This is a genomic window from Variovorax sp. dw_308 (genome assembly GCF_019207085.1).
Taxonomy (GTDB): Bacteria; Pseudomonadota; Gammaproteobacteria; order Burkholderiales; family Burkholderiaceae_C; genus Variovorax.
This window is the reverse complement of sequence record NZ_JAATOM010000016.1, coordinates 114,633-137,671: the sequence shown is the minus strand read 5'-3', so window position 1 is coordinate 137,671 and position 23,039 is coordinate 114,633. Positions and strand designations below refer to the sequence as shown.

At 66.7% G+C, this 23,039-nt stretch carries 22 protein-coding genes; 14 read left to right on the top strand and 8 right to left on the bottom strand.

The window, feature by feature from the left end; all coding sequences use genetic code 11:
* Nucleotides 1-6: 6 nt before the first annotated feature.
* Together HCU76_RS25720 and HCU76_RS25715 are read right to left on the bottom strand one after the other, a co-directional pair.
* Complete coding sequence (locus HCU76_RS25720) at nucleotides 7-996, bottom strand: tripartite tricarboxylate transporter substrate binding protein (RefSeq protein WP_218511002.1); 990 nt, start codon at nucleotides 994-996, stop codon at nucleotides 7-9.
* A 64-nt stretch (nucleotides 997-1,060) separates the two neighbouring features.
* A complete protein-coding gene (locus HCU76_RS25715) occupies nucleotides 1,061-2,362 on the bottom strand; it encodes an acetyl-CoA hydrolase/transferase family protein (protein WP_218511001.1) in 1,302 nt (433 codons plus the stop codon).
* 98 nt (nucleotides 2,363-2,460) lie between these two features.
* Here HCU76_RS25715 and HCU76_RS25710 point away from each other — a divergent pair, with 98 nt between their 5' ends.
* The 6 genes from HCU76_RS25710 to HCU76_RS25685 all read left to right on the top strand — a co-directional run bounded on the left by HCU76_RS25710 (nucleotide 2,461) and on the right by HCU76_RS25685 (nucleotide 9,279).
* Nucleotides 2,461-3,375, top strand: coding sequence for an SDR family NAD(P)-dependent oxidoreductase (locus HCU76_RS25710; protein WP_213958096.1), 915 nt, complete (start codon nucleotides 2,461-2,463; stop codon nucleotides 3,373-3,375).
* A gap of 100 nt (nucleotides 3,376-3,475) precedes the next feature.
* The gene (locus tag HCU76_RS25705) at nucleotides 3,476-4,360 is read left to right on the top strand and encodes a MaoC/PaaZ C-terminal domain-containing protein (RefSeq protein ID WP_218511000.1); all 885 of its coding nucleotides are present in this window, start codon (nucleotides 3,476-3,478) and stop codon (nucleotides 4,358-4,360) included.
* A gap of 30 nt (nucleotides 4,361-4,390) precedes the next feature.
* Nucleotides 4,391-5,845, top strand: a complete 1,455-nt coding sequence (locus HCU76_RS25700) for a 3-oxoacyl-[acyl-carrier-protein] synthase III C-terminal domain-containing protein (protein WP_218510999.1) — start codon at nucleotides 4,391-4,393, stop codon at nucleotides 5,843-5,845.
* A gap of 13 nt (nucleotides 5,846-5,858) precedes the next feature.
* Complete coding sequence (locus HCU76_RS25695) at nucleotides 5,859-7,061, top strand: acetyl-CoA acetyltransferase (protein ID WP_218510998.1); 1,203 nt, start codon at nucleotides 5,859-5,861, stop codon at nucleotides 7,059-7,061.
* A gap of 14 nt (nucleotides 7,062-7,075) precedes the next feature.
* Entirely contained in the window at nucleotides 7,076-8,254 is a 1,179-nt protein-coding gene (locus HCU76_RS25690; RefSeq protein ID WP_218510997.1) for an acyl-CoA dehydrogenase family protein, read from the top strand.
* A gap of 32 nt (nucleotides 8,255-8,286) precedes the next feature.
* Entirely contained in the window at nucleotides 8,287-9,279 is a 993-nt protein-coding gene (locus tag HCU76_RS25685; protein WP_213958091.1) for a tripartite tricarboxylate transporter substrate binding protein, read from the top strand.
* A gap of 137 nt (nucleotides 9,280-9,416) precedes the next feature.
* Here HCU76_RS25685 and HCU76_RS25680 read toward each other — a convergent pair whose 3' ends face one another.
* Together HCU76_RS25680 and HCU76_RS25675 are read right to left on the bottom strand one after the other, a co-directional pair.
* Nucleotides 9,417-10,325 carry a LysR substrate-binding domain-containing protein gene (locus HCU76_RS25680; protein WP_218510996.1) on the bottom strand — a complete coding sequence of 303 codons (909 nt, stop codon included), beginning with the start codon at nucleotides 10,323-10,325 and terminating at the stop codon, nucleotides 9,417-9,419.
* 63 nt (nucleotides 10,326-10,388) lie between these two features.
* Nucleotides 10,389-10,547: a hypothetical protein gene (locus tag HCU76_RS25675; protein WP_218510995.1), complete on the bottom strand. Its 159-nt coding sequence runs from the start codon at nucleotides 10,545-10,547 to the stop codon at nucleotides 10,389-10,391.
* Nucleotides 10,548-10,558: 11 nt separating this feature from the next.
* On the opposite strand from HCU76_RS25675, the gene HCU76_RS25670 reads away from it, so the two are divergent.
* From HCU76_RS25670 to HCU76_RS25660, 3 genes are read left to right on the top strand one after another with little or no spacing between them, the layout of a single operon-like run.
* Nucleotides 10,559-11,461: a fumarylacetoacetate hydrolase family protein gene (locus HCU76_RS25670; protein ID WP_218510994.1), complete on the top strand. Its 903-nt coding sequence runs from the start codon at nucleotides 10,559-10,561 to the stop codon at nucleotides 11,459-11,461.
* Complete coding sequence (locus HCU76_RS25665; protein ID WP_218510993.1) at nucleotides 11,458-12,057, top strand: VOC family protein; 600 nt, start codon at nucleotides 11,458-11,460, stop codon at nucleotides 12,055-12,057. The genes HCU76_RS25670 and HCU76_RS25665 overlap by 4 nt, the downstream gene beginning before the upstream one ends.
* Before the next feature lie 7 nt (nucleotides 12,058-12,064).
* Nucleotides 12,065-12,988: a 3-keto-5-aminohexanoate cleavage protein gene (locus tag HCU76_RS25660; protein WP_218510992.1), complete on the top strand. Its 924-nt coding sequence runs from the start codon at nucleotides 12,065-12,067 to the stop codon at nucleotides 12,986-12,988.
* Between the two features lie 84 nt (nucleotides 12,989-13,072).
* On the opposite strand, the gene HCU76_RS25655 is transcribed toward HCU76_RS25660, so the two are convergent.
* A complete protein-coding gene (locus HCU76_RS25655; RefSeq protein ID WP_218510991.1) occupies nucleotides 13,073-14,485 on the bottom strand; it encodes a carotenoid oxygenase family protein in 1,413 nt (470 codons plus the stop codon).
* A 177-nt stretch (nucleotides 14,486-14,662) separates the two neighbouring features.
* Between HCU76_RS25655 and HCU76_RS25650 the strand changes: the two genes are divergently transcribed.
* The 4 genes from HCU76_RS25650 to HCU76_RS25635 all read left to right on the top strand — a co-directional run bounded on the left by HCU76_RS25650 (nucleotide 14,663) and on the right by HCU76_RS25635 (nucleotide 17,793).
* Nucleotides 14,663-15,742: a helix-turn-helix domain-containing protein gene (locus tag HCU76_RS25650; protein WP_218510990.1), complete on the top strand. Its 1,080-nt coding sequence runs from the start codon at nucleotides 14,663-14,665 to the stop codon at nucleotides 15,740-15,742.
* Between the two features lie 142 nt (nucleotides 15,743-15,884).
* Nucleotides 15,885-16,637: a carbonic anhydrase gene (locus tag HCU76_RS25645; RefSeq protein ID WP_256354438.1), complete on the top strand. Its 753-nt coding sequence runs from the start codon at nucleotides 15,885-15,887 to the stop codon at nucleotides 16,635-16,637.
* A gap of 212 nt (nucleotides 16,638-16,849) precedes the next feature.
* Nucleotides 16,850-17,119: a hypothetical protein gene (locus HCU76_RS25640; RefSeq protein WP_213958086.1), complete on the top strand. Its 270-nt coding sequence runs from the start codon at nucleotides 16,850-16,852 to the stop codon at nucleotides 17,117-17,119.
* 140 nt (nucleotides 17,120-17,259) lie between these two features.
* Nucleotides 17,260-17,793, top strand: a complete 534-nt coding sequence (locus tag HCU76_RS25635; protein ID WP_218510989.1) for a TIGR02281 family clan AA aspartic protease — start codon at nucleotides 17,260-17,262, stop codon at nucleotides 17,791-17,793.
* A gap of 156 nt (nucleotides 17,794-17,949) precedes the next feature.
* Here the strand turns inward: HCU76_RS25635 and HCU76_RS25630 are convergent, their stop codons facing one another.
* From HCU76_RS25630 to HCU76_RS25620, 3 genes are all read right to left on the bottom strand, one after another.
* Nucleotides 17,950-19,422 carry a phospholipase D family protein gene (locus HCU76_RS25630; protein WP_218510988.1) on the bottom strand — a complete coding sequence of 491 codons (1,473 nt, stop codon included), beginning with the start codon at nucleotides 19,420-19,422 and terminating at the stop codon, nucleotides 17,950-17,952.
* 403 nt (nucleotides 19,423-19,825) lie between these two features.
* The gene (locus HCU76_RS25625) at nucleotides 19,826-20,641 is read right to left on the bottom strand and encodes a crotonase/enoyl-CoA hydratase family protein (protein ID WP_218510987.1); all 816 of its coding nucleotides are present in this window, start codon (nucleotides 20,639-20,641) and stop codon (nucleotides 19,826-19,828) included.
* Nucleotides 20,642-20,795: 154 nt separating this feature from the next.
* The gene (locus HCU76_RS25620; protein ID WP_218510986.1) at nucleotides 20,796-21,644 is read right to left on the bottom strand and encodes a 3-hydroxybutyryl-CoA dehydrogenase; all 849 of its coding nucleotides are present in this window, start codon (nucleotides 21,642-21,644) and stop codon (nucleotides 20,796-20,798) included.
* Between the two features lie 94 nt (nucleotides 21,645-21,738).
* Here HCU76_RS25620 and purT point away from each other — a divergent pair, with 94 nt between their 5' ends.
* A complete protein-coding gene (gene purT / locus HCU76_RS25615; protein ID WP_218510985.1) occupies nucleotides 21,739-22,944 on the top strand; it encodes a formate-dependent phosphoribosylglycinamide formyltransferase in 1,206 nt (401 codons plus the stop codon).
* Nucleotides 22,945-23,039 lie beyond the last annotated feature (95 nt).

The window sequence follows — 23,039 nt, the reverse complement described above, 5'->3', positions numbered from 1 at the left end:
TTTTCCTTAAGGTTCGATGCGGATGTTCAGGTCCTTGACGAGCTTGGCGTAGCGCGCCGCGTCGTCACGATAGAGCTTATGTCGCTCGGCCGCCGTCATCGGCGGCATCGGTTCGCTGCCGCCGGACCGGATGCCGGCCCGCAACGTGGTCACCGCGATGGCTTCCCGGAACGCGGCCTGCAGGCGCTCCACCAGCGGCGCAGGCGTGGTCGCCCGCACGAACAGGCCGCCCCAGGTCGTGAAGTTCACGCCCTTGAGCGCGTGGCTTTCCTGCACCGTGGCGAATTGCGGCGCCAGCGGGCTGCGCTCGCGGGTGAGCATGCCCAGCGACGTCACCTTTCCGCCCTTGACGTAGTCCAGCGCGCCGCCACTGAGCGTCGCGACGGCAATGTCCACTTGCTGGCCGAGCATGTCGCTGTACATCGGCGCCGCGCCGGTGTAGGGCACGTGCAGCAGCTTCACGCCCATCAACGCGCCGATGTGGGCGCCCAGCACATGCTGGAATGAGCCTGCGCCCACGCTGCCGTACGTCAGCTCGCGCGGTGCGTTCCTGGCGTACTTCTGCAACTCGTCGGCATTCTTCACGGGCAGTCCGGTGCGGGCGACCAGGATCATCGGCGTGCGGGTGGTGATGCCCACAGGTACGAACGCAGTCGGCTTGTACTTGACGGCGGCATTCAGCGTCGGCACCAGGATCAGCTCGTTCGGCGATCCGTAGAACAGCGTGCGGCCATCCGCCGGCGACGCCAGCAGCTTCTGTGCGCCGATCGCGCCGCCGGCCCCCGGGATGTTCTGGACCACCACCGGCATCTTCAATGCCTGCGCGAGATGCGGTGCGATGCGCCGCGCAACGATGTCGGACGCGCCGCCGGCCGGGTAGGGAACGATGATGGTCACGGGCTGGCTGTCCTGTGCCCACGCGGCGCGGCCGGCGGCCAGTCCTGTGAGCGCGAGGGCGGCGGCGCCGCGGCGGGTGAAACGGGTGTTCGGGTTCATTTGTCGTTGCCTCCTTGATGACCGGGAAAGGAGGACGCGCGCCGGCACTCGACTGCGTTGCGCGCTACGCCTCCCGGAACGCGGCGGGGCCCAGGGCGGCTCCCGCTCGCGCCAGCAGCGTATACGACTCGCGCTCCAGGGCCTCGCGATGCTCGGGCGCGGCGATGGCGATCATGCGGCGCACGCGCACCGACAGCGGCTGGTCGCGCAGGTCGGCCACACCGTATTCGGTCACGATGAGCCCCGCGTCGGCGCGCGAGGTGCTCACCGGCCCGGCCAGGTTCAGGACGATGCGGCTGCGCGCACCCGCGCGGGCCGGCAGCCCGACGATGGGCAGGCCGCCCCGGCTGCGACGCGCGCCACGCAGGAAATCGACCGCCCCGCCGACCGCGCCGACGTAGACGCCGTCGGCCACCTCGGCATTGACCTGACCGGTCAGGTCGACCTCGATGGCGCCGTTGATGGCCACCAGCCGCTCCTGCGCGTCCAGCACCTCGGGGTCATGCGTGTACTCGGTGCCGCACAGCCGCAGGCTCGTGTTGCGGTGGGCGAACTCGCGCAGCCGCCGTCCCCCGAGCAGGATGCCGAGCACGCCGACGCCCTTGTCCACAATCTTGCGCGCATGCGTGAGTGCGCCCGATTCGGCCAGCGCGACGATGCCGTCGCCGGCCGCGCCGCTGTGCAGGCCCAGGTCGCGGCGGTCGAGCAGCGCAGCGGGCACTGCCTCCGGCACGGCGCCGATGCCCAGCTGCAGCGTCGCGCCGTCTTCCACCAGCGCGGCGATGTGCGCGGCGATGGCCTGCTCGACCGGACCGATGCGCGCGGCCGGCGCGTCGACGATCGGATGACGCGCCTCGAAGCAGGCAGCCACGCGCTCCGGGCCAATGCCCGGGCCGCCATGCAATTGCGGCAGGTCGGGATGCACCTCGACCAGCACCGTGCGCGCCACTTCCAGCGCTGCGCCCAGGTATTCGTGCGCCAGGCCCAGTTGGTAGCGCCCGTCGGCGCCGGGCGGCGGCACCTGCAGCATCAGTACGTCGACCTTCAGCGCGCCGCCCCGGATCATCGCGGGCAACTGCGAGTAGTGCACTGGCAGCACGTCGAGCACGCCGGCCTGTGCCAGGCCGCGCTGCGATGCGCCGGAGATATAGCCCACGAAGTCGAGGCAGTCGGCATGCTCCGGCTGCAAGGTGCCCCCGAAACCCAGTCCTACCCACACGCGCACACGACCGTGGCGCGCGATCGACGCGCGTTGCGCCACCAGGGCTTGCGTCAGCGTCAATGGCTCGGCCGTGCCCTGGCCCCACATGACGGTGTCGCCGGGCCGGATCCAGTCCTGCAGCAAAGGCTCGCCTGCTTGTCTCATTTCTTGCCAGTTCGCGATGTGAGGGGTTCAACATCATGACATGTATCGATATTTTCGATACTATCGTCCCGAAATAACGCAATATCAGGAGACTCGACATGGCAAACATGATGGAGAACAAGGTCGTCGTGGTGACCGGTGCAGGCAACGGCATCGGGCGCGACATTGCGCTGGCGATGGCGGCCGAAGGCGCCAAGGTGGTGGTCAACGACCTGGGCACCAGCGGCAGCGGCGAGGGCAGCGATGCCGGCCCGGCGCAGGCGGTGGTCAACGAGATCCGCGCGGCCGGCGGCGAGGCGGTGGCCAGCACCGAGAGCGTGTCGGAATGGAACGCGGCCAACCGCATCGTGCAGACCGCGCTCGACCACTTCGGCCGCATCGACGGCGTGGTCAACAACGCCGGCATCCTGCGGGATCGCATGTTCTTCCGCATGAGCCCGGAGGAGTGGAAAGCGGTCATCGACGTGCACCTCAACGGCAGCTTCTACGTGGCGCGTGCAGCCGCCAACCACTTCAAGGAACAGGGCAGCGGCGCCTACCTGCACATGACCTCGACCTCGGGGCTGATCGGCAACTTCGGCCAGGTCAACTACGCGGCGGCCAAGCTCGGCATCGTCGGCCTGTCGCGCAACATCGCGCTCGACATGCAGCGCTACAACGTGCGCTCCAACTGCATCGCGCCGTTTGCGTGGAGCCGCCTGATCGGCACCATCCCGACCGAGACGCCGGAAGAGAAGCAGCGCGTCGAGCGCATGAAGCGGATGGAGACGAACAAGATCGCGCCGCTGGTCGTGTACCTGTGCTCGGACGCGGCCAAGGAGGTGTCGGGCCAGATCTTCACCGTGCGCGCCAACGAGATCTTCCTGTTCAACCAGATCCGCCCGATGCGTGGCGTGCACCGCGGCGAAGGCTGGACGCCACAGACGGTGGCGGACCATGCGATGCCGGCATTGAAGGCGGGCTTCACACCGCTGGAACGCAGCGCCGACGTGTTCTGCTGGGACCCGATCTGATCCCATCCACTCTTTCTCCCTCTCCCTCCGGGAGAGGGCCGGGGTGAGGGGCCGCGGCGCTCGCACTCCATACGCCCACTTCATCCGCGCCATCGAGCCCATGCCCATCGATTACCAAAAGCTACGCAACCGCGTCTTCCCCGACATCGAGCAGACGTACACCTGGAAAGACAGCGCCCTCTACGCCCTGGGCGTCGGCTTCGGCCACGACCCGCTGGACGAGCGGCAGTTGCCCTTCGTCTACGAGCAGCAGATGCGTGCCGCGCCCACCATGCCGGTGGTGTTGGCCACGCCGGGCTTCTGGCTCAAGGAGCCTGACTCGGGCGTGGATTGGGTGAAGGTGCTGCACGGCGAGCAGAGCCTGACGATCCACCAACCCATCCCGGTGGGTGCCACCGTGGTGGGCCGCCTGAAAGTCACGTCCATCGTCGACAAGGGGCGTGACAAGGGCGCGCTACTCGTGGCCGAACGCACGCTGCACGACAAGGCCACCGGCGCGCTGCTGGCCACGCTGGAAGGCCTGACCTTCTGCCGCGGCGACGGCGGCTTCGCCGAAACACCGGGCAACGGCCCCGCTGGCGGCGACCCTGCGCCCAAGGCCAAGCCCGCCACGCCCGACCGTGCGCCCGACATCGTGTGCGACCTGCCCACGATGCCGCAAGCCGCGCTGCTCTACCGCCTGTGCGCCGACCTCAACCCGCTGCATGCCGACCCGGCCGTGGCACGCGCGGCGGGCTTCAAGCAGCCCATCCTGCACGGCCTGGCCAGCTTCGGCGTGGCGGGCCACGCGATCCTGCGCACCTGCTGCGACTACGACCCGACGCGCCTGCGTTCGATCGGCCTGCGCTTTGCCAGCCCGATGTACCCCGGCGAAACCGTGCGCACCGAGATCTGGCGCGATGGCGCCCGCGTGCAGTTCCGAGCGCGCTCGCTGGAGCGCGACGTCGTCGTGCTGTCGCACGGCACCGCCGACATCGGCGCCTGAACCTTTGACATCCAACACGAAAGACCCAGCATGACGCAGGACCGCGGCATCCTTTCATTCGGCGCCTACCTCCCGTGGCGACGCCTCCAGCGCAAGGCCATCGCCTCTGCCAACACCTGGTTCAACCCCGGCCTCAAGGGTCAGGCGAAGGGCGAGCGTGCCATCGCCAACTGGGACGAAGACGCGATCACGATGGGCATCGAAGCCGCGCGCGATGGTCTCGCCGGCTTTGACCGTTCGAAGATCACCCACGCCGTGCTCGCATCGACGACGCACCCCTTCGCCGACCGGCTCAACGCCGGCATCGCAACCGGCGCATTGGGCCTGGCCGACAACGTGGGCGCGCAGGACGCGGGCGGCAGCATGCGCGCCGGCACCTCTGCACTGATCCAGGCGCTGCAAGGCAACGGCCAGACCCTTGTCATGGCGGCAGACAAGCGCCAGGCCAAGGCCGCCAGTACGCAGGAGATGGCCTATGGCGACGGCGCAGCCGCGATGCTCGTCGGCACCGGCACGCCCATCGCCACGCTGCGCGCAGCGCACAGCCACACGGTCGACTTCGTGCACCAGTACCGCATGCACGACCAGTCGCATGACTACGCCTGGGAAGAGCGGTGGATCCGCGACGAGGGCTACTTCAAGATCGTGCCCGCGGCAGTCAATGCCGCCTTGCAGGCCGCCGGCGTCGAGGCCTCGGCCGTGGCGCACTTCTGCATGCCCTGCACGCTGTCGCGCGTGGGGGCAGGCGTGGCGAAGAAGGTCGGCATCCCCGACAGCGCGGTGCGCGACAACTTCGCCGCCACCTGTGGCGACACCGGCGCGGCGCATGCCTTGCTGATGCTGGCGCACGCACTCGAAAGCGCGAAGCCCGGCGACATCATCGTCGTCGCCGCCTTCGGCCAGGGCTGCGATGCGGTGGTGCTCGAGGCGACGCCTGCCATCGCGCAACGCGCCTCGGGCGGAAGCGTGAGCGCCGCACTCGCGCGCCGCACCGAGGACGGCAACTACATGCGCTACCTCACCATCAACGGCCTCGTCGACGTCGAGCGCGGCATGCGCGCCGAGGCCGACAAGCTCACGCCGCAAAGCACCGCCTACCGCAACCGCGATGCGCTGCTCGGCCTCATCGGCGGCAAGTGCCGCAACTGTGGCACGGTGCAGTACCCACAGCAACGCTACTGCGCCGAGCCGAGCTGCAAGTCGCTCGACAGCCAGGACGACCACCCCTTCGCCGAATCGCGCGCCAAGGTGCTTTCGTACACCGCCGACCAACTCACCTACAGCCCCGATCCACCGGCCTGGTACGGCATGGTGCAGTTCGACGAGGGCGGGCGGATGATGGCCGACTTCACCGACGTGGCCACGGTCGACGTCGGCACGCCGATGCGCATGGCCTTCCGCATCAAGGATGTGGATGCCGCGCGCGGTTTCCAACGTTATTTCTGGAAAGCGCAGCCGGTGCAAGCCGTGCCTGCGCAAAGCTGACAAGGAGCGCTTCATGGCCACCGGAATCAAAGACAAGGTCGTCGTCCTCGGCATGGGCTGCTCGCGCTTCGGCGAGCGCTGGGACTGCAATGCGGAAGACCTCATGGTCGAGGCTTTCGAGGAGGCGCTGGCGGACGCCGGCATCGAGCGCGATCGCATCGAGGCCGCATGGCTTGGCACCGCGATCGCGGAGCAGCATGTCGGGCTGTCGTCGGTGCCGCTGGCGATGACGCTGCGGCTGCCGTACATCCCCGTGACGCGCGTCGAGAACTACTGCGCGACCGGCACCGAAGCCTTTAGAGGCGCGTGCTACGCCGTTGCATCGGGCGCGGCGGACATCGCGCTCGCGCTGGGTGTGGAGAAGCTCAAGGACACCGGCTACGGCGGCCTGCCGCAACGCGGCCGCGGCGCGCTCAACAACCTTCATTGGGCGAACATCTCCGCGCCCGGTTCGTTCGCGCAACTGGCGAGCGCCTACCGCGCCAAGCACGGTGTCGATGCCGGCGACCTGAAGCGCGCAATGGCGCACATCTCGGTCAAGAGCCATGCCAACGCGGCGAAGAACGACAAGGCGCACCTGCGCAACGCGATCAGCGAACAGGACGTGCTCAACGCGCCGATGATCGCCGACCCGCTGGGCCTGTTCGACTGCTGCGGCGTATCCGACGGCTCGGCCTGCGCCATCGTCACCACGCCCGAGATCGCGCGCAGCCTCGGCAAGAAGGACCTGGTCGCGGTGAAGGCGCTGCAACTCGCGGTATCGAACGGCGAGGAACTGCAACTCGGCAAATGGGACGGCTCGTACTTCGCGACCACCCGCGTCGCCGCCGCACGTGCGTACAAGGAAGCCGGCATCACCCGGCCACGCGAACAGGTCTCGCTGGTCGACGTGCACGACTGCTTCTCCGTGACCGAACTGGTGACGATGGAAGACCTGCTGCTGTCCGACGAGGGCACCGCCATCCGCGACGTGCTCGACGGCTTCTACGACGCCGACGGCAAGGTGCCCTGCCAGATCGACGGCGGCCTGAAGTGTTTTGGCCACCCGATCGGTGCATCGGGCCTGCGCATGATCTACGAGATGTACCTGCAACTCGGCGGCCGCGCCGGTGCGCGCCAGCGCGCCAACCCGACCTTCGGCATGACGCACAACCTGGGCGGATTCCCGAGCCAGAACGTCTCGTCCGTCACCATCGTCGGCGCATACGGCGCTTGAACCCGAGAGCACACATGCAAACACGCCAATCCCCCTGGATGACGGAAGACCTGGAACTGCTGGCCGACAACGCCTCACGCTTCTTCGAGCGCGAGGCCGTTCCCAACGAGCAGCGCTGGCGTGACGAGCACCTGGCCGACCGCCACTACTGGAACAAGCTCGGCGCGGCGGGCCTTCTGTGCATCAGCATCCCCGAGGAATACGGCGGTGGCGGCGGCGACTTCCGGCATGAAGCGGTGATCCTGCGGTCGCAGATGAACGCGATGGTCGGCGGCGGCTCCAACAACGTGCATTCGGGCATCGTCGCGCACTACATCCTGCAATTCGGCACGGAGGCGCAGAAGCGCCGCTGGCTGCCGAAGATGGCGACCGGCGAAATGGTCGCGGCCATCGCCATGACCGAGCCCGGCGCAGGCACCGATCTGCAGGCGCTGCGCACCACCGCACGGCGCGAGGCTTCGGCCGATGGCGACCACTACGTCATCAACGGCAGCAAGGTCTTCATCACCAACGGCTGGCATGCCGACCTGGTCTGCGTGGTGGCGCGCACCGGCGCGGAGAAGGGCGGCAAGGGCCTGTCGATCATCGTCGTCGAGACAAAGGACCAGCAGGGCTTCCGGCGCGGCAAGCTGCACGACAAGATCGGCCAGCACAGCATCGACACCTGCGAACTCTTCTTCGACGACATGCGCGTGCCCTGCGAGCAACTGCTGGGCACGGAAGAGGGCAAGGGCTTCGCGCAACTCATGAACCAGTTGCCGCGCGAGCGCCTCATCGTCGCCACCGGCGGCGTCGCCACGATGCAGCGCGCGGTGCAGGAGACGATGGCCTACGTCACCCAGCGCAAGGTCTTCGGCGAGACCCTGATGAAGATGCAGAACACGCGCTTCAAGCTGGCCGAATGCCAGACCCACGCCACCATCGCGCAGAGCTTCGTCGACGACTGCGTGCTGCGCGCGATGAAGGGCGAGCTTGATTTGCCGACCTCGGCCATGGCCAAGTGGTGGGTCAGCGACACGCTGTGCAAGGTCATCGACGAATGCCTGCAGCTCTTCGGCGGCTACGGCTACATGAACGAGTACCCCATCGCCCGCATGTACGCCGACGCGCGCGTGGGCCGCATCTATGGCGGCAGCAACGAGGTGATGAAGGAGCTCATCGCGCGCAGCATGGAAAGCCAGGCGCTGGGCTGACCGCGACACCACCAAAGAAGACGGGACGAGACATGAGAGACATCAACGGCTTGCGCCTTTCCCGGCGCGACCTCCTGCTGGCCGGCGTCGCCCAGTTGGGCCTGTCGGGGCTGGCCCTGGCGCAATCCGACTGGGCGTCCAAGCCGGTGCGCCTGCTCGTGCCCTTTGCGGCGGGCGGTGGCGCCGACGTCGCGGCACGCCAGTTGGCGGTGAAATTCCAGGAAGCCATCCACCAACCCGTGGTGGTGGAGAACAAGGCCGGTGCCGACGGCGCGCTCGCGCTGCAGGAGTTGCTGCGCAGCAAGCCCGACGGCCACACGATCTGCCTCGCGACATCGAGCGCGCTGTCGTACGTGCCGCACATCCGCCGTGCGCCGGGCTACACGCTCGAAGACTTCACGCCGCTGACCTCGTTCGTGACGTTCACGTTCTTCCTGATGGTGCACGAGAGCATCCCGGGCAAGAACCTCTCTGACGTGCTCGCACACGTCAAGGCCAACCCCGGCAAGTACGCCTACGGCGGCGGCAACTCTGCGTCGATCATGGCGACCGAGCAGTTGATGGCCAACGCCGGCGTCGAGATGATCCGCTCGCCGTACAAGGGCGAAGGCCAGATGACCACCGACCTCATCGGCGGCCGCATCCAGATCTCGTGGGCGACGCCGGCAGTGACGCCCGCGCTGCTCAAGGACGGTCGCACGCGACCGGTGGCCGTGCTGCTGCCGCGGCGCAGCAGCGTGATGCCCGAAGTGCCGACCATTGCGGAAGCGGGCTACCCGCTGGTCGACATCTCGCCATGGGGCGGCTTCGTGGCGCCGGCCGGCATGCCGAAGTCCGTCCTCGCCGGGCTGTCGCGCGACCTGCGCGCGGTGATTGCCAACCCGGATTTCGTGGCGCAGTGCGACAAGTACGGATTGCTGGCACAAGGCAGCACGCCGGAGGAGTTTGGCGGCTTCCTGCGGCAGCAGTATGTGGCTTGGGGGAAGGCGGTGAAGCTGGCGAAGATCCCGGCGGAGGAGGCGTAGGGCGCAAGGTTGGCCATGGGCGCATCGCGCCAACCTTCACGCCGGGTTGCAGACCTCGACTTCCCTCGCGCCGCCGAGACCTGTGGTCCGCTGCTTGCGCCCGACGGACGTATTGCATCCCAAGGTTCCGCGATGGATCACCGCCCCCGAGGGCTGGCAGCCGCGGGGTGCTCGGCGAGGAAGTCGATGAACGCTCGCACCGACGGCAGGATGCCGCGCCGGGTCGGGAATACCGCCTGGACCTCTCCGGTGTCGCAGGACCACGCCGGCAGCACGACACGAAGCGTGCCAGCCTGAATCTCATTGGCGCAGAGCATCTCGGGCAGCAGTGCAATGCCGATGCCATCCGTCGCCGCATGCTTGAGCGCCATCATGTCGTCGGTCAGCAGCCGGGGCCGGTGCACGAATTCCTCGACCGCCTTGCCGTTGCGCAGGCGCCAGGATGCGACGTCGCCGGCCGCAGGCAGTGACAGGGTCGGCCAGGCCGACAACGCCTGCGGGCCGGACGGTTCGCCATGCTTCTCCAGGAGGCCCTGGCTCGCCACCAGGACATCGACCACCTTGCCGAGCGGGCGAACCACCAGGCTGGAATCGTCGAAAGGCGGGCGCCGGACGCGCACCACGACGTCCATCGACTCCTCCAACGGGTCCACTCGCCGGTTGGTGACGGTCAGCGCGACGCGCACGCTCGGATAGCGGTTCATGAAGACCGGCAGCAGCGAGGTCAGCCAGATCTGCGCCAGGGAGATCGGGCAGCTCACCCGGATCAGGCCCTGGGGCTGCGCGAGTGCCTCCTGCACGACCTCGTGTGCAGATTCGCCCAGCGTCACGATCGTCTTGCAGCGCTCGTAGAAAAGCAGGCCCACCGGCGTCACCTTCAACGACCTGGAACTGCGCTGCAGAAGGCGCGTCCCCAGGCGCTCTTCGAGCCGCGAAATGCGTCGGCTCAGGCGTGACTTGGGAATCCCGGTTTCCCGGCTGGCGGCACTGAATCCCTTGTGCTCCACGACCATCGCGAAAAGCGCCAGGTCATTGAGATCGTCCATGGATGTGGCTCCTGCAGTCCCGTGATCGTAGGGGCTTCGTCGTCGCATGGCTTCGTTCCATCTTCAGAACGCTGCGTTCGAGCCCGCCGGATTGTTGCGACACCCTGGCGTGACCATCATCAAGGCATCTAAATCACAAAGAGAGACGACGAAATGAATCTGCTGCAAATCGAGCCCCGGCTGAGCGGCGCAGTCGTGAACACCCTCGAGTTCGTAACCCATGGGGTAACAACATGAAGCTCGCGACCTTTTCCCATCAAAACCGACTGCGCGTCGGCGTGATCGACGGCGATCTGATCGGCGACCTCTCCACGCAGGAAGGCGCGCCCTCCAGCCTGCGGGAGTTGCTGGAGCGCGGCGCCGAAGGAATGGAATGGGCGCGGCGCGCAGCGACCGGTGCGCCTCGACTGCCGCTGGCACAGGTCCGCCTGGAGGCACCGATCCAGGCGCCCCAGAAGTTCCTTTGCCTGGGAGGAAACTACCCCTCGCACCTGGCAGAGGCCGCACGGCTTGGCCTGGTGCGTGGCCCCGGCCAGGTCTGGTTCAACAAGCAGGTCTCCTGCATCGCCGGCCCCTGCGACGACGTCTACCTGCCGCAGGCGTCCCACCAGTTCGACTACGAAGGGGAGCTGGGCGTGGTCATCGGCGAGCGCTGCCGCCACGTCGTGGCCGAGGATGCGATGCAGGTGATCGCGGGCTATGTGGTCGTGAATGACATGAGCGTGCGCGACTGGCAGCTTCGGTCGCCGACCCACACGCTGGGCAAGTCCTTCGACACCCACGGCCCCCTTGGGCCCTGGCTGGTGACGCGCGACGAGATCGCGGATCCGCACGCGCTGCGCCTGCGCACCTGGGTCAACGACGAGTTGAGGCAGGACGGGCATACCGGCGAGATGCTCCATCGCATCGGTGACATGGTGGCGGAACTCTCCGCGGCCTTCACCCTGATGCCGGGCGACATCCTGTCGACCGGCAGCCCGGCCGGCGTGGGCGGGCTGATGCACCCGCCGCGCTACCTGCAGCCCGGCGACCGGGTGCGGGTGGAAATCGAAGGCATCGGCGCGATCGAGAACCGCGTCGTCGCCGAGCCGCTCGCACGCCTGAACAGGCCAACCCGCCAAGGAGTCGCAGCATGAACCTCAAGACCCGCCATCTCCCCGACGCTTCGTCCAATCCGATTCGCCCGACGCAATTGGCCCACGTCGTGCTGCGTGCGCGCGACCTGCAGCGCTCGCGTGCGTGGTACCTCACCGTGCTGGAAGCGCGCCCTTCCTTCGAGAACGAGATGGTGTGCTTTCTCACCTACGACGACGAGCATCACCGCATCGGGCTGATCAGCCGGCCCGAGCTGCACGGCGAGGCCGATCGCCACGCCGGCCTGGAGCACATCGCGTTCACCTACGGCGATCTCGGCCAGTTGCTGGCCACCTACCGGCGCCTGGCCGATCTCGGTATCCGCCCGTTCTGGACGATCAACCATGGGCCGACCATCTCGATCTACTACAAGGACCCGGATGGCAACCGGCTGGAACTGCAGTACGACGTCTTCGAACTCCCCGCTGAGGTGGAGGCCTTCTTCGCCGGTGGCAACTACGAACAGAACTTCATCGGGGTGACCTTCGATCCCGAGGATCTGATCGCGCGCTACGAGGCCGGCGAGCCGCTCGAAGCACTCACCGCCCGGCCGTCATTGCCACCCGGGCGCACGCCCTGGGACATGGTGGTCCAGTGAGCCGCGCATGAATACACCCAAGGTGATCATCACCATCGCCCCCACCGGCGGCATGGCCAGCAAGAAGCAGAACCCGCACCTGCCGACGCAGCCCGGGGAGATTGCGCGCGACGTGATCGATTGCTGGAACGCCGGCGCGTCGGTGGCGGCCATCCATGCCCGCCGCCCCGACGATCAGGCGACCTGCAACCCCGACATCTACCGCGACATCAACACCCGCATCCGGGCGCACAGCGACATCGTGATCAATAACTCTACGGGCGGCGGCGTCGATGGTGATCTGCTGCGGCAGCTGCCTGGCGACGGCTGGGAAATCGCCTGGGACGAGCGCGTCAAGGGCATCGAGGCCGGAGCCGAGATGTGCACGCTGGATGCGACCACCGTCAACCTCAGCTTCGAAGGCCGGGAGATCCTGTTCAACAGCCCGCCGTCGAAGAACCGCGAGTTGGCCGCAGCAATGAAGGTACGGGGCATCAAGCCGGAGTGGGAGGTCTTCAGCCCGACCCACATCCTGCAGGACGTGAGCACGCTGCTGTCCGAAGGGCTCGACGACGGGCCGCCTTTCGTCAACCTCGTGCTGAACGCACACCGCGGCTTTCAGGGCGCGATGCCCTATGCGCCGAAGACGTTGCAGTTCATGGCCGACCTGCTCCCGCGCGGCGCGATCCTTGGCGTCAGCGGCATCGGTGCAGCCCAGTTGCCGGCGGCCATCCAGTCGGTGCTGCTGGGCGGCCATGTGCGCACCGGACTGGAGGACAACCTGTACTACGCCGCCGGCGAGCTGGCGACCAACCAGCGGCTGATCGAGCGGCTGGTGCGCATCGTGCGCGACCTGGGCGGCGAGCCGGCCACACCGATGGAGGCGCGGGAGATCCTCGGGCTTTCCCGCCGCGCGGGTCCCATGCCGGCGTTCGGAATCCGGGAGCCATGACGGGGGAGTGCGAGCATCACGGCCTGCAAGCCCGCCACGATGCTCGTGCGCTTTCGACTCATGCCTCGCGATCCCGATCACGCTTCAGCTGCTGACCCACGACCCATGCAAGCCGGCAGGCACCCGGCGCGGAAGCACGATGCGCGCGAGCGGCGGCGCGTCGAGATTGCGGGCATCGAGCACCACGAAGCTGCCCTGAGCGCTCCCCGCCTCGTGCGTGAAACTCAGGATGAACCCATCGGCTTCGCCACGGCCATGAGGGTCGGCCACGAACAGCGGCTCGCAGACGGTCACGCCCTTGGGAAATCGATGCACGACCTTGGCGCCCGTCGTGAGGTCATAGCGCGCGATGGATTCGAAGGCGCCTGACTGCCAGCGCTCGCCGGGGCGGGGATCGCGCAGGCCGACGTATCCGTAGCGAGCCTTCCGCCCCAGGTAGGCCTCGTTGATTCGCCCGAACTCGCAGGCTTGGTCGTCCAGTGCGTGATCCTCGACCGCGCCGGTCCTGGTGTGGATGACGAGCCGGTGCAGTTCCAGTCGCTTCGACGGCGCGGTGAGGGAAAAGGCGTCGTACCAGGGGAGCACCACCTCGATGCGATCGCCCTGCTCGAATGCGTTGACCGTGTGCCAATTGAAGAACGCGGGGCCCTTGATCCATTGGATCTGCTCGGCCGTTTTCGCATCTCGCGGCACGAGCGCGATCATCGTTCCACGCTGCGGTTCCCAGTCGGCCGGCGGTCCTTTGCGGGAATAGTCGAAGACCAGGGGGCAGAAGATGGCGATGACGTGGCGCTCCGTGATCGCGATGTCGTGGATCATCGCCGGCCACGGTGCTTGAAAGGGCACCGCACGGTCGAGCACGCCACCGGCGGAGATGCGCGCATAGAGCATCGCCCCGGTGTGAAGGTCGTATTCGATCGACAGCAACTCCCGTGTCCTCGGATCGATCTTGGGATGCGCCGTCATGTTGCCGGTCAGCCTGCCGCCGAAATCGAAGGACCCGACTGTGTTGAGGTTGCCGTCGAGCTGGTAGGCCGAGCCGCCCTCGTACAGCGCAAGGTAGCGCCCGGCGTGATGAACGATGTTGGTGTTGGCCAGGTTGGCGTGGGGTGGCGCGGCAAAGCTCGAGTTGTAGATGCGATGGCCCGCGGCCCGCTCCTCCACGAATTCCTTCGTCCTCACCCATCGATTGCGATACCGCGCGCGCCCATCCTGCACGAACAGCGCGTGCACCATTCCGGTCCCGTCGAAGGGGTAGCCGTAGTGCGCGTCGGGTTCGAATTCCGGGTTCGGGCCGTTGCGCATGAAAGCGCCGTTCAGGCCCTTGGGCCATTCGCCTTCGATGTGCAGGTCGATGTCGTCCCGTTCGTCGAAGACGGGCGCGAACGCGCCCTGGAGAAACGGGTTCTGGCTGGTCCACTCGGGCGGCCTGTCGTCGGGCACGACCGATGCATGAGCGCTGGCCACGCTCAAACCGATGGGAACGGACAACGCCATGGCACCTCCTTTGAACAGGAACTCGCGACGATCACGGTCAAACTTGCCAATCATTTCGGCCTCCTGGGTTTCAACACTTGCTGGTTCAGGAATGGTAGGAAGCACCGTTTCGCTTGTCGTTGACTGTGCGTCCCATGTCTGTTCCGTCTGATTCAAAGGTGGGAAACTCCGGCCCTCATGATTGAGCGATCGGCGCCCCAGGACAGGCTCGGTTCGCAGGGTGGCGAAGCGGCACGCGTCGTGTCGGCCATCACTTTCGACGCCAGCCTGCTGGCGCCCCGGGAGCGCTTCGAGCTCTGGCAGGAACGCACCGCGACCTCCTACGAATTGGTGCTACCGGACGGCGTGACGCAAGGCGACTTCGGCAGCCGGACCCGGCTGTGGAATCTCGGGCCTCACGTGCTGTCCACCGGCGACTACACGCCGATGATCTCGAAGCGCACGGCCCGGCTCGCACGGGCCGACCAGTTCAACCACCTGCACCTGCGCATGAACCTGAAGCGCTCCGGCGCCCGGGTCGACGCCGATGGAAAGCGACTGGTGCTCGCCGCCTGCGAACCGGTCTTGACCGACATGACGCGCCCCTCGACCTTCGACTCGCCGGGCGGTCCGGGGATGGTTCTCTTCCTGCCGCGCGATGCCTTCGCCGACGTGCTTCCCAGGGACATCGACCTGCACGGCGTCGTTCCGCGCGGTGCGTCCGCGCAGTTGCTGGTGAGCCACCTCGTGAACCTGTCGGAACGGCTGGCGGAGCTCACCGTCGACGAAGCGCGCGGCGTCGCCGTCGCGACCGCGAGCCTCCTCGCCGTGAGCCTGCTGGCGACGCCGGAAACGCTGGACCGGGCGCGCCCGGCCATCGAGGACGCGCTGATGCAGCAAATCTGCGGCTGGATCGAGTCGACCCTTGGCGAGCCGACGCTGTCGGTCTCGACGATCTGCCGCAGGTTCAAGGTGTCGCGAAGCACGCTGTATCGCCTGTTCGAGACGCGTGGCGGCGTCGCTGACTACATCAAGGAGCGCAGGCTGAAGCGCATCTACGCGGCCATCGTCGCGCCTGAATACGCGGCCCGACAACTGGTCGGCATCGCCGAAGAGTTCGGCTTCGTCAACCCGTCCCACTTCAGCCGCATCTTCCGGCAGCAATTCGGCCACAGCCCGAGCGAGGCGCGGGCGCAGGCGCCGGTCGCTTCCCGGCTGCTTTCAGCGAGTTCGGATGCGCGCGCCTACTACGACCGCCTGCGCGCGCTGCAGCGCTGAGAATGGAAACCGGGAAGACGGCAGGGGTTGCGAGCGGATGAAGGTCGGATGCCAGCAGGGACAGTCAGGCCGCATACAGCACCGCAGGCCTATGCTTCGTCGCCCGGTTCGACTTCGGACAGCGTTCGTGGAAGGAGTTGATATGCATGCCATCAAAGCAGTGCCTGCGTTTCTTATCGCGATGACGCTTTTTTGCGCCGCAACCCGGGTGCAGGCGGAGCATGAGCATTGGTCATACAGCGGACACCTCGGACCTGCGGAGTGGGCGGAAGCCGATTCGTCGTTTGCCACCTGCAAGCTCGGGAAGATCCAGTCGCCCATCGACATCCGCGGCGCCAAGGTGGCGGACTTGCCGGCGATCCGGTTCGACTACAAGCCATCGCCGCTCAAGGTGATCGACAACGGTCACACGATCCAGGTGAACTACGCACCGGGCAGTTCGATCGAGGTGGGCGGCACGCGCTACGAACTCGTGCAATTCCACTTCCACAAGCCCAGTGAAGAGAAGATTGGCGGCAAGGCGCACGCCATGGTCGCGCACCTCGTGCACAAGAGCGCGGACGGCAAGCTGGCGGTGGTCGCGGTGCTGCTGGACAAGGGCGGCGCCAGTTCCCTGATCGACACTGTCTGGAAGAACCTGCCGAAGGAAAAGGAGCACGAGCGGGATGTCGATGCGATGGTCGATGCCACCGCGCTGCTGCCCGGCAACAAGGGCTACTACACCTTCGAGGGATCGCTCACCACGCCGCCGTGCAGCGAGGATGTCCGCTGGTTCGTGCTGAAGACACCGGTGAGGATTGCCGGCAGCGAGATCGCCGCCTTCGGCAAGCACTATGCGATGAATGCGCGACCGACGCAGCCGCTCAACGGGCGCGCGATCGAAGCGACGCGGTGATGTGCGAACAATTTGCAACCCAATTGATGATGACCTTCGACTGAATTTCGTTCTCTTCGGCAGTGATTGGTGCCACCATGAGGCGACCCCGGCAATAGGGGCGCACTCTTGCTGGAGGAGGACTTTTCATCCGACCCCCTGCACGAGCATACGAAGGCGGCTTGGTGCGACAGCCGACCGCCGTCTCAAACCCATCAAATTGGAGAACGCATATGGCCGAATCGAGATACGCACGCTGGCGTCTGACGGGCGGAATGCTGGCCACGGCCGGACTCCTGGCACTGTCGGGAGCCGCCCTGGCCACCGATCAGTCGCAGCAGCGCCAGCAAGGCAGGGACACGAACCAGGGTGCCAAACAGGATGCGCGCTCCGAAAAGGTCGACTGCCGGGCCGAAAACCAGAAGAGCAACGCCCAGTGCCGGCAGGACAAGCACGAGACGAAGCAAGGGGGTCGGCAGGACAAGCGCGACACCAAGTACTGACGGACTATCGGTCGATTGCATTGCCCAGCGGCAATGCCGGTCGCTCGGGAAACGCTCGCCATTGCCACGCTGGCCATCGCGACATCGGATTGCCGGTCATGGGTGCTCGCCCGGCCTGACTTCGGGCAGAAGAAGCTCGGATGAAGTACTTGCTCCTTGCCGTCACGCTCTTGAGCGCGGTGTCCGCCTCGGCGCAGGGCCGGGTCTGGAAATGCGGTGATGAATACACCCGCAGTGCGACCGTTGCCCAGCAGAGAGGATGCAAGTTGTGGGAGGGTCGGCCGTCCTCTGCCATGCCATCGGTGATGACCATCCCGGTCGATCAAGACGGTCACTTTCGCTTGAGGGGCTTCATCAACAATCAGCCGGTCATGTTCCTGGTCGACACGGGCGCCACCTACATATCCGTCTCCGAGGACTTTGCGCGCCGTGCCAATCTGCAAGGCGGAAGCCTCGCGAAGCTCAATACGGCCAACGGGGCCCGTGCCGGCCGGCTGGTCAAGGGCGTCACCGTCATCGTTGGATCGTTTTCTGTGGCGGCAGCAACCGTCGCAGTGGGCACTGCCGGGCAGGGAAGCGAAGTCCTGCTGGGTCAGAGTTTCCTGCGGAATTTCGATGTCACGATGAACGTGGTGGGGGCGTTGCGCATGGGCTGGATTGTAGGGTCCAATTAAATTGTGCGCAATCTAATTGGATTGGCCATGCGCTGCGAAGGGGTAGGCCAAGCCGCGAGGACGTCGGGGTCCCTGCTCTGCCAGGAAACCTCTGCCACGTCGACCTCGGCGGCGCGGTCCGTGCCTGGGCGCGGAATGCACGGAGACCAGCGGCCCCTACAGCATCCACTCGATCGGCAGGATCCGCAGGAAGTCGACCCAGCCGCGACGCATCGCGGTGGAGCCCGGCTCGGTCGTGTAGCGCGTCTCGCCCTGGGGGCCGCGCTCGATCCATTCCAGGCTGTCGCCGTCGGGCAGAAGGCGCACTTCATAGGCTTCGCTCGGCAGCAGGCCGTCCAGCTTGGTGGACAGTCCATTGGCCAGCACCGGGCTGTCGATCACCATCCCCATCTCGGTGTTGAGGCGCGCCGAGCGCGGGTCGAGATTGAAGGAGCCGACGAAGACGCGGTTGCGATCCTTCGAGAAGGTTTTGGCATGCAGCGCGGCGGCCTTCGTGGTGCCGCTGCCGCTGCCGGGAAGCCCGCGCGGCACATCATCGTTGTCCTTGACCGATGGCAGCGCCGCACCGGGCTTGAGCTCGTAGAGGACGACGCCGGCCTTGAGCAGGTCCTTGCGATACCGGGTGTAGCCGGCGTGCACCGGCGAGACGTCCGTCGCCGAAAGCGAGTTGGTCAGAACGCGCACCTTGACGCCGCGCTTCGCCAACGCCATCAGACCTTCCGAGCCTTCCTTGCCCGGCACGAAGTAGGGCGAGACGAGGTCGAGCTGCCGCTCGGGCCGGCCCATCGACTGCTCAAGGTGGGGAAGGAGCTGGAACTCGGTCCGGTCGGAGGTCGACAGCGTCTTGGCCGGGTCGTCATTGATGACGTGCGCCGTCGTCCACTCGAAAGGCACGCGGTCCTGCGACAGTTGCGACACCAGCGCCGTCTTCTGCACCACATCCACGTAGCGCTGCGCCTCTTCGCTCTGGTGAACCTTCTGCCAGCCTTCCCGCAGCATTGCCGGGCCGCCCGCGTTCGATGGCGGAATCACGCTGGCCGCGGGGTAGGCGGAGGGGCTGTTCCAGAACAGGTCGAACTCGTTCGACACCTCCTGCACCACCGCGCCGATGGCCAGCACGTCGAGGTCCTGGAAGCCGACCTGCGTGTTGGCGCCGAAGTACTCGTCGCCGATGTTGCGGCCGCCCACGATCGCCGCCTGGTTGTCCGCCGTGAACGACTTGTTGTGCATCCGGTGGTTGACGCGCGTGAAGTCGAAAGCGAAGTCGCCGAGGCGTGCGCCCCGATTTGCAAACGGGTTGTACAGGCGCACCTCGATGTTGGGGTGCGCGTCCAGCGCGGCCAGGATCGGGTCGAGCCCCTTGGTGTTGGCGTCGTCGATGAGCATCCGCACGCGCACGCCGCGCTCTGCCGCCTCCCACGCGGCCTCCCACAGAAGCTGGCCAGTGGTGTCCGAATGCCAGATGTAGTACTGCATGTCGAGGGTGCGCTGCGCCAACCGCGCGAGTGCGATGCGCGCGGCGAATGCCTCAGGCGCAATCTGCAGGGGATGGATGCCGGATTGCTGCGGATGCGCCGCAACGCGTTGGCGCAGGGCCTGGCCGAGTCGCGTGTCTGCCGTCTGTGTCATGGCCGTAGAGGGCGTGCGCTCCACCGTTCCCGGCAGGGACGAGCAGGCGGACACGAGGGAGGCGATGCACAGGACGGCGAATGCGCGGAAGGCTGACGACAACGTGATCACGGCGACTCCTCTGTGGCACAGAGGCGCATTCTAGGCACGCGTCACAGTCTGCTGACTGACGTTCTCAGCCCTTGCCCGGCAACATCCACATCGGCACGGAACTCTTTCAGGTCCTGGCGACCTCGCCGCACCAATCCTTTGCGGCGAACTTCCGCTGGGCACGCGCAGCGGGCACGCCCACCCAGCGCATGATGAGGCTTACCTGCAGCGCGCCGTCCTTCGAACCCCTGCCGCGCGAGTCGTCGCGTTCGGCAAAGCCGGTGCTGACAGCCCGCCCCTCTGACACAGCGTCCTACCGCCCGGTAAATCGCGAAGGCCGACGCTCCACAAAAGAGCGGACGCCTTCGGCGGCGTCCTCGCTGTTCGACAGCCGCTTCTGCGTCTCGATGAATTCCGCGACGGCAGCAAGCGGCCCGTGCTCCACCGCCTTGATGACGTTGAGCCGGGTCGCCACCACCGCCAGCGGCGCCTGAGCCGCGATGCGCTGCGCGATGGCCAGCGCGGCGTCGAGTTCCTGGCCGGCGGGCACCACCTTCTGCACGAAGTTGAGGCGAAAGGCTTCTTCGCTTCCGAACTCGTCCGCCGTCAGCAGGTGCAGCATCGCATTGCCCACGCCCGCGCGCTCGGCCATGCGCAGCGTGGCACCGCCCGTGGCCATGATGCCGCGCTGCACTTCGAGCTGCGAGAAGCGGCAGTTGTCGGCCGCCACCACGATGTCGGCGCCCAGCATCAGCTCGATGCCGACCGTGAAGCAGATGCCCTTCACCGCCGCCACCATCGGCTTGACGCGCCGGCGGTAGTCCGGCAGGCCGAAGTCGTGCGGCTCCACCAGTCCGGCCGGGATCGCCTTCTCGCCACGCCGCATGTATTCGGACACGGCCGGCAGGTCCAGCCCCGCTGTGAAGTGGTCGCCGAACGCATGCAACACGCCGACGCGCAGTTCGGGGTCGTCATCGAGCCGCGTGTAGGCCTCGGCCAGCTGCTTGAACATCGGCGGCGTCCAGCCGTTGCGCTTGGCCGGACGGTTGATGCCGATGAGCAGGACGTGGCCTAGCACCTGGGTGTCGATGCAGCCTTCGACGGGCGGGGTGGTGGGGATGGCGGTCATTGTGCTGTTGTCTCCTTGGAAGAAAAAATACGAACGCAGAAGTCGCAGAGGTTCCGCAGAAGTCGCAAAAGGACTTCCAGGAAATATTTGGTTTTCCTTCTGCGTCCTCTGCGAAACCTTTGCGCCTTCTGCGTTCGGCTGTCCGATTTCGAATTCAGTACGTATAGACGCCGCGCTTCGTCTTGCGGCCCAGTTGTCCCGCGGCAACCATCTCCTTCAGCAGCGGGCACGGGCGGTATTTCGAATCGCCGAACTGCTCGAGGTAGACCTCCATCACGGCCAGGCACACGTCGAGCCCGATCATGTCGGCGAGTGCCAGCGGGCCGATCGGCTGGTTGCAGCCCAGCTTCATGCCGTCGTCGATGTCCTCGGCCGTGGCGATGCCTTCCGACAGCACGAAGAAAGCCTCGTTGATCATCGGGATCAGGATGCGGTTGACCACGAAACCCGGCGCGTTCTTCACGGTGATCGGCGACTTGCCGAGCTTCACGGCCAGCTCCTTCACCGCGTCGTGCGTGGCGTCGCTCGTGAGGTAGCCGCGGATGATTTCCACCAGCGCCATCATCGGCACCGGGTTGAAGAAATGCATGCCGATGAAGCGGTCGGCGCGAGAAGTGGCAGCGGCCAGTTGCGTGATCGAGATCGACGACGTGTTCGACGCGATGATCACCTCGGGTGCCACCATCTCGTCCACCTGCTTGAGGATCTTGAGCTTGAGCGCGTGGTTCTCGGTCGCGGCCTCGATCACGAGCTGCGCGGACTTCAGTTCTTCGTAGTTCGTCGAGCCCTTGATCAGGCCCAACGCCGTCGCCTTCTGCGCTTCGGTGAGTTTCTCCTTCTTGATCAGCCGGTCGAGGCTGCCCGAGACGGTGGCGATGCCCTTGTCGACCGCCGCCTGCGCGACGTCGACCATCACGACGTTCACGCCGACGACTGCGCAAGCCTGCGCGATGCCGTTGCCCATGGTGCCGGCGCCGATGATGCCGACCGTTTGAATAGCCATTTGAAAAGCTCCTGGTGTTGCAAGAAATAGGGGCGGGCCTGGCGCCCGCGATGGCCGCCATTTTGTGCCACGCGGTGAATTAAAGTCCGTCCCCATGACGACGCTCGGCACACCCCTTTCCCCGTCCGCAACCCGCGTGATGCTTCTTGGCTCCGGCGAACTCGGCAAGGAGGTGCTGATCGCCCTGCAGCGCCTCGGTGTCGAGACCATCGCGGTCGACCGCTACGAGAACGCGCCCGGCCAGCAGGTTGCGCACCATGCACGCACCATCACGATGAGCGACCCGGCCGCGCTCAAGGCCTTGATCGAAGCGGAAAAGCCGATGCTCGTGGTGCCCGAGATCGAGGCCATCGCCACGCCGATGCTGCAGGAACTGGAGGATGCCGGTGTGGTGCGCGTGATTCCCACCGCCCGCGCCGCACGCCTCACGATGGACCGCGAAGGCATCCGCCGGCTCGCCGCCGAAACGCTGGGCCTGGCGACCAGCCCCTACAAGTTCTGCGACTCGCTGGCCGAGTTGCAGTCCGCCATCGACGGCGGCATCGGCTACCCCTGCGTCGTCAAGCCCGTGATGAGCAGCTCCGGCAAGGGCCAGAGCAAGATCGACGGCCCGGCCGACGTGCAGAAGGCCTGGGACTACGCCATGGCCGGCGGCCGCGTGAGCCACGGCCGCGTGATCGTCGAGGGTTTCATCGACTTCGACTACGAGATCACGCTGCTGACCGTGCGCTCGTTCGGCGCCGATGGGCAGGTGCAGACTTCGTTCTGCGAGCCGATCGGCCACCTGCAGGTGAGCGGCGACTACGTGGAGAGCTGGCAGCCGCACCCGATGACGCCCGCCGCGTTGCAGAAGGCGCAAGAGATCGCGCAGGCCGTGACGGCCGACCTGGGCGGGCAGGGCCTGTTCGGGGTCGAGCTGTTCGTGAAGGGCAACGAGGTCTGGTTCAGCGAGGTCAGCCCGCGGCCGCACGACACCGGCATGGTGACGATGGCGACGCAGTGGCAGAACGAGTTCGAGCTGCATGCGCGCGCCATCCTCGGCCTGCCGGTGGACACCACGCTCAAGAGCGCGGGCGCGAGCGCCGTGATCTACGGCGGCGTCGATGCCAAGGGCATCGCCTTCGACGGCGTGGCCGAGGCGATGCGGGTGCCGGGGGCCGACGTGCGGCTGTTCGGCAAGCCGGAAAGTTTCGTCAAGCGCCGCATGGGCGTGGCGCTGGTGCATGCGGACGACATCGATACGGCGCGAAGCCGGGCGCGCGAGGCGGCGGCCTGCGTCAAGCCGCGCGTCGCCGGCTGAACGCCGCCGCCGCAATCCGTCAGCGTGGCCTGCTATTGAAAAGATAGCGCAAGCGCCGCGCAGCGGCCGGCGATTTCCTGGCCTTTGTACGCAGG